The following is a 13,738-nucleotide window of genomic DNA, read 5'->3' as shown; positions in this document are numbered from 1 at the left end:
GTATATACTGACAGAAAAAATAGATTCTATTTAATTACACGAAATGTAGTTATTCCACGTATAATTTCACCGTTAGACCTGATTCCCGTAACGGAAACTTTAAATGTTCCGGTAAGATTCGAAGTATAAAAGAACAAACGAGTAGATTGGCTTGGTATCTCCCTATCCATAAAAGTATCCCAATAAATTGTATGCCGAAAATCTGGGATCCTCGACAACTTAGCCGTTTCACCTGCATAAGAAATCAAAGGGAAAGTCTTCTTATATATAGGAAAATCATAAACGAACAGTTGTTCGTCTGTTTTCAATTTTAAAGAGGGTAGAGTACCTTTGAGAGAGACAAAGGAGGCAATACAATCATATATTTTCCCACCAAAGAGATATCGGTCATTATATAAATCAATTCGTTTAATATAATGGGCGTTATAGTTTAACAAGTCTTCATGGTCATTGACCACAACGCCATCAAGTAATATTAAAGACTGGGGAGCTAAACGCCTTTCATCTTCAAGGAGGATACGCATTCTGCGCTTTCCATCTACTCTCGAAACATCAATTCTTCGGACAAACTCTACGATTGTTTCACTAATTGTATTAAATCTTGTATCGCTATCCAGATCATAGCTTAAATGGGGTTGTAACCCATAATAAGACAACCCTTTCTCATCCGGCACTGAATCAATTGAAACAATATGACTTAACTGCTCGCAGATACTTCTTTCTTTAAGTAACTCAGCATCAGGGCATACAGATAATACGGGCAATTGTTTTGGGACAAAATCATTAAACGGAGAAAGAAGGTCTAAACGTATTCGCCTACCATCCAGGGAAGATACGGCTGTAACAACTTCATGCTTACCATATATGTTTCCTGTATAAAAACAGACAGGGTCTTGGGCAGAAGATACTTGCCCCTGCATGTAACGAATATCCTTTCCCACAACTCCTATACTAGGCGACAATATAGAATGATTAGAAGGTAGTTCTTTACCATCAAGAGCAACCATACGTCCCATTAAAATATGCCCTTCATACTCGGGAATCCAATGATCAACGAATGAGCCTTCTTTTTTATTATTCTTTGGTTGTTTATTTAGCAATGAATTGAACTCAAACGCAGGCAACTGAACCATGGTATCTGCTTTTACAACAGAAATCACTAAATCAATCAAATCAGGCGGTAGATTATTCAGCGACAGTTTTACTTCAGAACGAATAAGATAATTATCTTTATCGCTTTGAACTTCAATGGGAAAGTCACCTTGTTTACAATTACTACGGATGGATTGTTTATCCACAACCTCAACGTTATCTTCCGAAAATGCACGGTTTACATTTATAATTGGGATCTGTCTTCTAAAAAATACATCACTACCTTCATTCCGCATAAATCGTGTATAGCCGACTATCATGAAGAAACATGGATGGTGAATATGCCTTTATATGCTATAAAGTCAGGAACGAGGAATAGATGGTGAAACATCTGCTATACCTATTACATTTACTGAGTTGCGACTCATAAAATAACAAAAATACATTAAGAATAGGATAGAAAGAAGGTTGATTAATTTTCTATAAACCTTTGATACTTTACAGTTCTCAACAAGTTCCAGAAAGCATTATTCTTTAAAGAATAATGCTCATTGTCTCACATAAAATATATACATATAACCCAGCTTAAGAATGGGTTACATATCATCCATAGACAGGCATCTGGTTTCTATTTCATATTTATATAATAGCTTAGTGCGAATAGCCTCTACTTTTAAACTAAACTGTTCGGGTTTAAAGTTTTTGTACTGTCGTTTTACTTCGGCAATCAACGCTTTGTTTTCTTTGGAGTAGATTCCTACAATATCAATTTCGTTTTGGTTGCTATTATTCTTATTTTCCCACCAGGAACCTATATTGCGAAACCGTTGACTTTCTTTCATTTGGTCCTTAAAGTATGATTCGAGTACCAGCCCTGAGTAAGTGGGATAATCTTTCTTTATTACTTCTTGCAAATCTCCAAAGTTGTTGGCCTCAATATAATCCTGATATTTGAATATGTACCTAAACCAAAAACGCAGAAAATGATCCGAAATTTCATAGCGAACAGTCTGAGTACCTTCTTTGGAAAGTATAGGGCGCTTTTTCGTTATTATCTCGTAGTCCTCTTCAAGCCGCTTTAATAATCCTCCTATACTCATGTTGTCAAATGTCGCCATAATTTCTGAGGATGTAGTTTTGCCTGAAGCAATAGCGGTCAGAATCGAAAAGTAATTGCCATATTTTTTGCCTAGTTCTTGTATTAGTAGCGCATTCCCTTCTGCCAGAAAAGGAGAACTGTCTCTTATCATATAATCTATCATAGAGGGCATACTCAAATCACAATTGTCAACTAGCAGTTCTACATATTTAGGCACTCCACCGGTAAAAGTATATAATGCTAATAGATCTTCATTGGTATAATGAGGTTTATAGTCGGCTAAGACTTCTTTTAGTACATGGCTGGCAAATGGTTTAAGTTTAATGAAATTATCTACACGCCCGTAGAGCGGTTCCTTTGCGTCCATAAAGATGCGATGCATCAATGTATAAACCGATCCGCTAACAATTAGATTTACTTTAGAACTTTTGCGGTATCTATCCCATATGTCTTGCATTAAACTGTAAACTTCCGGGTTTATATTATAAAATTCTTGAAATTCATCTATAACAAGATTAAATTTATGCTGTTGCCCATAAACCATCAAAAACTCGAAAAGGCGGGCAAAGCTACTTTCCTTGGGAACAAAAGTATTGAAAGTACGTGTAATGATACCGTAGAAATTATGACAAAGAGCAACTTCATTGCTTCTGCTTACAAATAGATACACGGTTGGATCTCCTTCGCAACTCTTCAGTATAAGGCTTGTTTTGCCAATACGTCTACGACCTGTTACTACTGTAAGGCGGGAATAATCATTGAAAGCTTTTTCTTTGATTTTACACAAATCCAGCAACTCATTTTCACGATTATAAAACTTCATAAGCCATTTCTTATTATAGTGATACCTACGGCTAAAATAACGACGGTTATTTTAGCGGCGGTTATTTTTATAATAAAACAAAGATAGGAAGATAATTTGAATAAACTGATACTTTGAGGTGTTTCATACATTATTTAAGCTTTGATTAAAGAACTAATATTATGAGAAGTGCTAATAATAAAGAGGCTGCCTCATCATATGAAACAACCTCTCAATTACCTAATTTTTAAAATACTTTGAGACAGTTATAAGTACCTTTCGTTCTTAGACACTGCTCTTGAAAATACGATCTCAAGATCCAATCAATAGGCGGGATTCTGTTCGATATTGGGGTTGGCATTGATTTCTCCTACGGGAATTAATGGGAGTACTTTCTTTGAATTACGATTGAAAGTACGCGCATCTTCACTCAGAATATCGTGCCATCCCCTATTGTTTGTATCTGTATAGCGTACAACTGTTTCGTCTCGGCGGATAACGTCGAAATAGCGCTGCCCTTCGCCAACAAGTTCTTTGCGGCGTTCTATATAGATGCGTTCCAATGTAACGTTGTCTTTAGTCACTAATTTGTTAGCGTCCGACGTACGGTTAGAAATAATACTGTTTAGGAGGCTTGTCGCTTTAATTTTATCGCCAGCCTGAAACGCAGCTTCAGCAGCCGATAAGTATACTTCTGAAAGGCGAAGTAACGGAACATTTGCGTAACGTACATCACCATCCACAGGTGGCATTTTATTAATATATACTTTGTTGCCGGCATACGTAGATTGTTTATCGCCTGGCGCCAGCAAGATATCATTACGTATATCCAATGGGTCGGAAGTCAGCATATTCGAGAAATCTTTTGTGACAATTACATCACCATAACCGGGAGAAGTACCATCTTTGTCAGCATAGATGTAAGCGATTCCTTCACGGTCTGTCCAGTCGGTCTTGTCATTGATAGGTATTTCAAAAAGAAGTTCATTTGTATGTTGGGCATTACTTTTGTTCCATGCTGACACATACTCTGATCTACTCCAAAGTTTATAAGGTGAACCTTGGATGATTTCTTCGGCAGTGGACAAGGCTTTGCCCCATTCGCCTTTTGTTAAATACACACGTACTAGCAGAGCCTTAGCCGCCCAAAGGTTGATATAACCTACACTTGTTTTCGTAACAAGGCTTCCTGAATTGATAGCTGTAGTCAGGTCATCTTCTATGGTTTCATAGCATTTGGCTACAGTGCTTCTGTTTGGCTTGGCAGTCGATTCAAGCGTAGAGGTGGCAATAGGTACGCCCAATGAAGCGCCTTGATCTTGCGTGTAAGGTTTGCCGTAGATTCTGGTCAAGTCAAACAATGCCATGGCACGCAGAACCCTTGCTTCAGCATCGTATTGGTTTATAATATCTTTAGCTTCTTCCTTATCAGTTAAATCGCCGCTTTCTACAGCCTGTATCAACCGGTTTGCTCGTGCAATCACTATATAAGGCACTTGCCATACGGCTGTTGTCCTGGTGAAATTATCCTCTGTCGTATAATCCATATAGTAATAAAAGCTGGCCCGGTTACTACCTGCTTTATGTTCATATTGGATATCTTCCCCTCTCATGTCGCCATAAACGAACATTTGGCGTGCATAGTAATTTACCAAATCACTATTACCCTTTACGGCTGCATAAAGCCCAACACGTACATTTGCTAAATCAGCACTGTTCTTTATTGCGGTTTCAGCTTCTACTCCGTCAGTAGGTGATTGGTCCAACCAATTATTGACACAGGAAGAAGCAGCTATCATCATAGTCATGCAGACTGTAGCTACATATAATGTTTTAAATATCTTCATACTTATTTATTTTTAGAAGTTCAACTCTATTCCGAATGTAAAAGTTCTCAGTGCAGGAGTCTCAAATGTGCATAGTCCATCTACTCGCATTTCAGGATCAACAAATAAGTCGTCAGACTTCCACGTTAATAAGTTAGAACCTGAGAAGTAAATTCTGGCTTTATTAAGATTTAGCTTTTTGGCATACTGCTGTGGAAGACTAACACCTAAAGTAAGATTCTTCAGACGCAAATAGTCTGTAGGCATGATCCAACGTGAAGAAAGAGAAGCAGTACTCCCATATTCAAATTTGGGTTGAGTGGCACGGGTGTCACCTGGGCCTGTCCACATTTCAGAAAGATCATAGTAGGTAGGTAAAGCGCCATTATACAGATGGCTACCACCATTAGAGTGTTGCCATGTTGCATAGTCGAAAGCATCACCCCCCAATGAGTAGGTAAAGGTGAATCCTAAGTCGATAAATTTCCATTTTAAGTTGTTGGTCAAACCGCCCTCTATGGTTGCTTGATGTTTTCCTACGATAGTCTTCTTTGCTTCAGAAATATTGGTAGTTGTTTTGCGGGCGTTGTCTGTTCCATCATTAAGGTAGAACATCTCCTTACCGGTTTCAGAGTCGACACCAGCGTATTCATAGAGATAATATGAATAGTAAGATTCGCCTACACGATGAATTAGTGGTCCCGATACAATTTCATTCTGTTGCCCATCCAATTTGGTAAGCTTATTGCTATTATGAGACATATTGAGGGATGTTGTCCAGGTGAAATCCTTAGTTCTGAAGTTGGTAGATGTAATTGTCAATTCAAAACCGGAATTCTTTAAAGAGCCAATATTCTGTGGAGTGGTATAACCATATTCATCGTTGTAATATCCGCCAGTCTGGGAAACAGGAAGATCATAGATTAAGTCAGTAGTTTTACGCTGATAGAAATCGAGTGTTACTCCAATACGGTCGATGAAAGAAAGGTCAAGACCGATGTTCCATGTTTTGTTCTTTTCCCATTTTAAATCAGGATTGGCAATACCTACGATAGACATACCCGACTGTCCACCATACTTGATACCATATTTATATAGGTTCATGTAAGCATAATAATCAGAAGGTTGGGTACCATTCACACCATAGGACATACGAAGTTTACCATCGGTCAATATATGCTTTATTGAACCCAAGAAATCTTCATTGATAAATCTCCATGCACCCGAAACGGACCAGAAGCTACCCCAACGGTTCTCTCTTGCCAAACGTGAACTTCCATCGCTACGATAACTCCCACCAAGGTAGTATTTGTCAGCATAATTATAATTGACACGACCGAGGAATGAAGTCATGCGGTAACCCTGCTTGTTAGATTCAGCACTTGTGCTACCCGCATTGGAAAACTCATACAATTCGCCCGGATAATTACTACCAGACAAATAATTAAAGGTATACTGCGTATCCTGTGTTTCAAAACCCAACAAACCGTCAACATTATGTTGTCCAAAGCTGTTGATATAGGTAAGCTGAGTTTGCGTGTTTAACTGTTCGTTTTTATTGATAATGCGTTGCATCACACCGCCAGGACCGCCATTATTCGAGTATTTGTCCCACAGAGAATTTTCTGTTCCTTGCGTATAGTCATAAGCTATTTTTTCGCTTAAGTTCAGTTTGTCCCATATATTATATGTCAGTTTAATTGTATTAAACGTTTTTGTAAGCGTATTAACATTTTTGCTATGTTCTTTTTCGAACAGTGGGTTTACTCCGAACGTACCACAGCCATCGTTCAAGGATCCATCTGCATTATAAGGAGTTGATGAAGGGCTCTGAAAGAATGCATAATTGGCTATAGCTCCATCATAGGATGTACCTTCATTACTCTTGTTTTGTCTTACTTTAGAGAATTGGCTTGTAACCTGTAAATCGAAATCCCCGAATTTGTGAGTAATGTTTGCATTACCTGTAAATCGCTCCAGGTTTTGTCTGAAAACAATACCGTCTTGCTTGGTATAAGCCAACGAAGTATAGAACTTTGTGCGTTCATTACCCCCCGATACACTTAACTGATAGTTCTGATGCGATCCAGTACTGAATAGCAAATCTTTCCAATCTGTCCATCCTGCAGCAGGTTTCGAAGCATAATTATCAATTTCTTTATCAGCGAAAGCGGTTGCAGCTGCTTCTGACAGTTTATCGGAGTATAGTCCCTGATTTTTTAGACCAGTCCATAACAACTCACGACGAGCATCGCCACCATGCATTGGGCGGTAGTCTATTGCCATGTTCGAAGCACCCCAGTCGCTACGGAAGCTGACATTGGTTTTACCCTCTTTACCGCTCTTCGTTGTAATTACTATAACACCATTTGCTGCACGCGATCCATAAAGAGAAGCTGCGGCAGCATCCTTGATTACTGTGATTGACTCGATGTCATTTGTGTTGAGCGAAGATAAAATATCAGTACCGGCGTCACTATAACTAAATTCAGAGATATCTCCGCTTGTAACAGGAGTGCCGTCAATGACATAAAGTGGATTATTGCCAGCATTGATAGAACCCATACCACGAACACGAATGCTACTTACACTACCTGGGTTACTTGAAGATGAACCAAACGTTACACCGGCTACGCTACCCGACAATTTGTCGGCAACGGACAGCACCGGTATGTCCTCTAAAGACGATGTGTTTACAGTAGCCGCCGCTCCAGTAAACGATGCTTTCTTAAACGTTCCATAGCCTGTTACCACAACTTCCTCAAGTAATTCACTATCGGACTTTAAGATCACTCTTACATTGGGTTTAATAGCCACTTCCTGCATCTGCATACCAATATACGAAACCTGCAAAGTTTTCGCAGAACTAATATTTTAGCTAATTGACTGATAGTAAGATGCTTGTGGAGAAATCGAAGAACTCATAGGCATAAAAAGAACAACCCATTAGGAAAGAGTGTATTTAGTTGACAATCAGAAATGTAATGCAGGTTTAAACTAACGAAACATGAATTGTAATTAATTGAATTGTCCCCCCTTCTACCAAGGTGCTTTCTGATAAAAACGCAAAAGCCCTGTACAATAAAGTTTGAATAGGGTATAATTTGTTTTTAAGGCCCCAAAAGGAATACTTTGCTATCCTTTACATATTGCCGGAGATAAAGAAAGTCGGAATAACGAAACGTTTTGTACGGGAAATATATTGATTCCCAAACAATAAGCAATTTGAAGTCGGGGTATTGTAATTCTGATCATCTTTAAGTTTATGGTGTTCATGAAAGAATGAATAATATGTTTTCACCCTTATAATTTGTCCTTCAATAGGACCTTTTAGGGTGAAGGCGGTCGTAATGAATTATCTTTCAGAATTCAGATGTGATTCACCGACACTCTGTAGTTTAGTAGGTATCCGTCGTGTTACGCGTTACTGTTGTTTTTTGCTTATCTTTTTCCTCTCATCAAGGGTCGGATGATTTACTGTCAATCATCCGACCATTTACTATAAATCATCCGGCCATTTATATCAATGGTCCGGACTATAATTCCCTTCCTTCTCCTGGATTTATTTTAGATTATTTCTTCTGCCTTACTGTTTTCTTTTTACCTCCTTCCTTTTCCCTTGTATCGTTCTTGTTTTTCCACTTGATTCATTTGGTTGGGATGCCTAGGGCATAGCAGTGTGATGCCTAGGGTATCCTACTACGATGCCCTAGACCTTTTTTACCTTGCCCTACAGGGCTTCCTGACAGGGGGAGGTATTCAGTTTATTTCTTGTAGAGATTGTTTTCTGTGCCTTTTGCCGTTTTCAGTTGTGTGGAAATAGTTCGGAGTAGTCTTTTTGGGTAGATGTGAGCACTTTGACCATACAATCTTCCGGCCTGACGGCAAGTGATTCCTTTTTTATATGAAGTGAATATCAATTCAACGGTATGCTAGATTTATATCTTTTCAAACCTTAACAGATTTTCTTTTTAATTGCATTGCAGAACGACTTTTATCCTTTGTGCTATTCTCCAAGTCACGTATAATTGTTATGTCCATAACATTGGTATATACTTGGGTTGTTTTAATACTTTTGTGTCCTAACAGCTTTTGTACTGTTGTAATATTTACCCCACTATATATAAGCAATGTCGCATTTGTATGCCGGGCCACATGAAATGATATCCGTTTATTTATACCAGCCAATTGCGATATTCGTATCAATTCTTTATTTACATTTGAATTATCTCTGATGCTAAAGAATGAATTTAGTCTATTGTTATACTGTTTAAGCACTTTCAAAGCTTTCCCTTCAAAAAGAAGATAAAGCGGAAGGCGAACTTCTATTTTTGTTTTAATAGAGCGATATATCAACCAAGTTTCATTATTAATCTGCGCAATGTTTTCCGGAGCTAAATTTACAAAATCCGAATATCTCAACCCTGCATAACAGCAAAACAAGAAGGCATCTAAAGTAAGACGTAACTTTTCGTCCCTACCAATCAATTCCAGCTTCTCTAGCTGCTCAAGTTCCTCCGGCGATAAATGAGTGTGCTTGTTGTCTGTAGTTCTAATTCGATATTTGCGAAATGGATATTGGTGAAGCCCCATATACTCCTTATTGATGGCAACATTGATATAGCGCTTCATATGCTTCATGTGTTTTGCTATTGTATTAATGTGATATCTCTCCATACGCAGATATTGATCAAAAGATGTAACAAACTCAAATGTTAAATCTGAGAAAGAAATATTACGTTTAAACTTGTTAAGTAGCAGATATGTAGAAAGGTGATTTCTCTTTGTACTATCTTTTAGAGAAGAGTTATTTATTTCCCGTTTTAGAAAAGCAAGAAAAGATGCATTGTCAGTGGTAGATGTAAGAGATTCTTTAAGGGCTTCCAATGTCACAGTTCTTCCCTGTTGCCATAAACTCAACTCTTTCTTCTCAATCGTGGCAATATACTCATAAAGCATACGATTCAGCGCATCGCCATTAGGGTGATTCTTTATCAACTGTTTTCTATCATCCCATTGATTTGGAGAAATATATATTTTTGTCGAAAAATATTTTCTCTTTTTGTTTAGGTATGCCTCTACTTGTATCAATGCCACTCCACGCTCATTCAGCGTTCCTTTTCTGTTAAATACTAAGTTGTAGATAATTTTGTCCATATTGAAAATAGGTGTTCATTTTAAGATTCAAACACAAATATGGAATAGAATGAGGAACAAAAAAACTAATATCTATTAAACCTACTGAATTTATATTATACTTAATTTTAGACTCATTTAGAAAAAAGTTATAAATTCCATGAAGAAAACTGTCGAAAAAAGCAAAACGGACGACTTTATGCTCCCTTTTGCATCTCAAATGAATAAAAATAGCAAAAAAAATACCTTTTTGATCAATCAAGTTGTCACTTATATCATGCTATTTTTGTTTTTTTATATCAAAAGCATATGCTGAACAACATAAAACCGAGTGCTTTTATAACAAATAGTAACTTACGCAAGGTTTTTTATAAAAAAAGGTTGGCTATTTCAGTTTTATTAATATATTTGCAAATTGTTAGAGTAAAGAAAAACAATTAATGTAAAGTTAAACTTTAAGAGAGAATTTATGAAAAGAAAATTAATGCTGTTTTTAACCTGCCTTTTTATTAGTGTGGGTTTAGCAACTGCTCAAACTCAGACTGTAACAGGGACTGTTATTTCTGAAGAAGATGGGCAACCAGTTGTAGGAGCCTCTGTGTTGGTGAAAGGTACTACAGTAGGTACAATTACTGACATAGATGGTAATTTTACTTTGTCTAACGTACCAAGTTCTGCGAAAACTTTGCAGGTTTCGTATATTGGTATGCAGACTCAAGACGTTGCTATAAAGCCAAATCTAAGAATAGTCCTTAAGCCGGATAGTGAGATGCTTGAGGAAGTCGTGGTTACAGGTATGCAACGTATGGATAAGCGTTTGTTTACAGGCGCTACGACTAGTATAGGCGGAGATAAAGCTAAGCTTGATGGACTTCCAGATATTAGTCGTGCTCTAGAAGGACGTGCAGCAGGGGTGTCAGTACAAAATGTATCTGGTACTTTCGGTACAGCACCTAAAATCCGTGTACGTGGTGCTACCTCTATATATGGTAGTTCAAAACCGTTGTGGGTAGTGGATGGCATTATATTGGAAGATATGGTCGATATTGATGCCGATGCATTGTCTTCCGGAGATGCAACAACACTGATCAGCTCTGCCATCGCAGGTTTGAATGCCGATGACATTGAAAGCTTCCAAATTCTGAAAGACGGTTCTGCAACATCAATCTATGGTGCAAGAGCCATGGCCGGTGTGATTGTTGTAACCACCAAAAAAGGTAAATCGGGTGTAAGCCGTATCAACTATACAGGTGAATTTACTTATCGTATGAAACCCAACTACGACAACTTTAATATCATGAACTCGCAAGACCAGATGGGTGTTTACCAGGAAATGCAACAGAAAGGTTGGTTGAACCTTAGTAGTGTTGCAAATGCGAGCGAAAGCGGGGTTTATGGAAAGATGTATCAGCTTATAAATGAAGGCAAACTGATGAATACCGAAGCTGGAAAGAATGCTTATTTGCGTGAAGCGGAATTCCGTAATACAGATTGGTTTGATGAACTTTTCACCAACAACATCCAACAGAATCACTCGGTAAGTATGTCATCTGGTAATGATAAAGCTTCGTTCTATGCCTCTCTTAGTGCGTTGATCGATCCGGGATGGTCTTTGCAAAGTAAGGTTAACCGCTATACAGCTAACTTGAATACGACTTATAACATTTCGCAAAAATTATCTCTTAACGTTATCTCAAACGCATCTTACCGTAAACAAAAAGCACCGGGAACCTTGTCCCGGGATGTTGATGCTGTGAGCGGTGAAGTAAAGCGTGACTTTGATATCAACCCATATTCTTATGCGTTGAATACCTCTCGTGCTCTTGACCCAAATGTTATTTATACGCGTAACTATGCCGATTTTAATATCCTTGATGAATTGGACAACAACTTCATGGAACTGAATGTGGTTGACCTCAAATTCCAAGGCGAATTGAAATGGAAAATATTGAAAGGTTTGGAAGCAAGTGCTTTAGGAGCTATTAAATACCAATCAACAGCACAGGAACACACCATTTCGGACTTCTCGAACCAAGCACAAGCCTATAGAGCAATGCCAACAACTGTGGTTAGAGATAATAACCCATTCTTGTATACCGATCCTGATAATCCTTACGCAGTACCTATCACAGTTCTTCCTCAAGGCGGTATCTACCAACGCAACGACTATAGTATGCGTGCTTATGACTTCCGTGCCGGATTAACGTATAATACCGTAATTGACGAGAAACATATCCTGAACTTATTTGGTGCAACCGAAATAAACTCAACGGAAAGACACAAAACATGGTTCCGCGGATGGGGTATGCAATACACCATGGGTGAAATACCTTTCTATGCCTACGAAGTGTTCAAAAAAGGTAAAGAAGAAGGTACTGACTATTACACTATGGGAAATACCGAATCGCGCCATGTGGCTTTCATTGGAAATGGAACCTATTCATATAAAGGAAGATACACGTTCAACGGAACAGTACGTTACGAAGGCTCTAATAAATTGGGAAAAACACGTTCTGCACGTTGGTTGCCAACATGGAACGTTTCAGGAGCATGGAATGCACATGAAGAAGAATTCTTTAAAACATTACCATCATTCCTATCACACTTCACGCTAAAAGCATCTTACAGTTTGACAGCCGACCGTGGTCCGGCTTCGGTTACTAACTCGCAAGTAGTAATTGCTAGCTACAACCCTTGGCGTCCCTCAAGTGGTGTGACAGAATCGGGATTACAGATTGATGACCTTGAAAACGGTGCATTGACTTACGAGAAAAAACACGAGCTCAATATTGGTGTTGATCTAGGTTTCCTTGACAACCGCATAAATCTGGCTGCCGACTGGTACAAGCGTGACAACTACGACTTGATTGGTCCTGTTAATACACAAGGCTTAGGGGGGCAGATCGTGAAATACGGTAACGTGGCCAGCATGAAATCGAATGGTGTTGAGTTTACGCTTTCTACAAAGAATATTGTAACAAAAGACTTCAAGTGGACAACCGACTTCACTTACTCTCACGTTAAGAACAAAGTAACTGAGCTGGAAAACAAAAAACGCGTTATCGATATGGTAAGCGGAACAGGTTTTGCTATGGAAGGCTATCCGGTACGCTCCATCTTCTCTATTCCTTTTATGGGACTCGATGAAGAAGGTATACCTACATTCTTGGATCAAAATGGCGAAGTAACTTCTACCGGGATCTATTTCCAGGAAAGGGATAAAGTTGACTTCCTAGAGTATTCAGGTTCGGCCGACCCAACAGATATGGGAGGATTGGGAAATATATTCGAATACAAAAACTTCAAGCTGAACGTATTCGTAACCTACTCTTTTGGAAACGTTATCCGACTGGATCCCGTATTTAAAAACTCCTACTCAGACCTATCGTCTATGCCAAAAGAATTTAAAAACCGTTGGGTGGTTCCAGGAGATGAAAACCATACAGATATACCGGTTATAGCGAGCAATAGACAGAATAAGGATATTAAAAACTTAAGTTACGCATACAATGCTTATAACTACTCGACTGCACGTATTGCAAAAGGTGACTTTATACGCATGAAAGAGATTTCGTTAGGATATGACTTCCCTAAGTCTCTCATTAGCCCTTGGAAACTGGAAAGCCTTTCGTTGAAACTTCAAGCCACAAATCTGTTCTTGATTTATGCCGACAAGAAATTGAACGGACAAGATCCTGAGTTCTTCAACACAGGTGGTGTAGCTGCTCCGGTGCCCAAACAATTCACACTAACACTAAGACTAGGTTTATAATTAAATAATAT

5 protein-coding genes and 1 pseudogene are annotated in these 13,738 nt (G+C 38.5%); 1 reads left to right on the top strand and 5 read right to left on the bottom strand.

Annotated features, from left to right (window positions below; genetic code table 11):
- Positions 1-26: 26 nt before the first annotated feature.
- The 5 genes and pseudogenes from D0T87_RS13540 to D0T87_RS13520 form a co-directional block, all read right to left on the bottom strand.
- The gene (locus tag D0T87_RS13540; RefSeq protein ID WP_163175671.1) at positions 27-1,388 is read right to left on the bottom strand and encodes a hypothetical protein; all 1,362 of its coding nucleotides are present in this window, start codon (positions 1,386-1,388) and stop codon (positions 27-29) included.
- Between the two features lie 300 nt (positions 1,389-1,688).
- The gene (locus D0T87_RS13535) at positions 1,689-3,014 is read right to left on the bottom strand and encodes an ATP-binding protein (protein ID WP_163175670.1); all 1,326 of its coding nucleotides are present in this window, start codon (positions 3,012-3,014) and stop codon (positions 1,689-1,691) included.
- A 302-nt stretch (positions 3,015-3,316) separates the two neighbouring features.
- Positions 3,317-4,840, bottom strand: a complete 1,524-nt coding sequence (locus tag D0T87_RS13530) for a RagB/SusD family nutrient uptake outer membrane protein (protein WP_163175669.1) — start codon at positions 4,838-4,840, stop codon at positions 3,317-3,319.
- Between the two features lie 12 nt (positions 4,841-4,852).
- Positions 4,853-7,678, bottom strand: a pseudogene (locus tag D0T87_RS13525) (SusC/RagA family TonB-linked outer membrane protein); the annotation flags it as partial.
- Between the two features lie 1,089 nt (positions 7,679-8,767).
- A complete protein-coding gene (locus D0T87_RS13520; protein WP_163175668.1) occupies positions 8,768-9,976 on the bottom strand; it encodes a site-specific integrase in 1,209 nt (402 codons plus the stop codon).
- Between the two features lie 448 nt (positions 9,977-10,424).
- On the opposite strand from D0T87_RS13520, the gene D0T87_RS13515 reads away from it, so the two are divergent.
- Positions 10,425-13,727 carry a SusC/RagA family TonB-linked outer membrane protein gene (locus tag D0T87_RS13515; protein WP_163175667.1) on the top strand — a complete coding sequence of 1,101 codons (3,303 nt, stop codon included), beginning with the start codon at positions 10,425-10,427 and terminating at the stop codon, positions 13,725-13,727.
- Positions 13,728-13,738 lie beyond the last annotated feature (11 nt).

This window comes from Bacteroides sp. 51 (assembly GCF_010500965.1).
Classification (GTDB): Bacteria; Bacteroidota; Bacteroidia; order Bacteroidales; family Bacteroidaceae; genus Bacteroides.
Note: the sequence above shows the minus strand (reverse complement) of the source record. Positions and strands in the feature narration are given on the sequence as shown.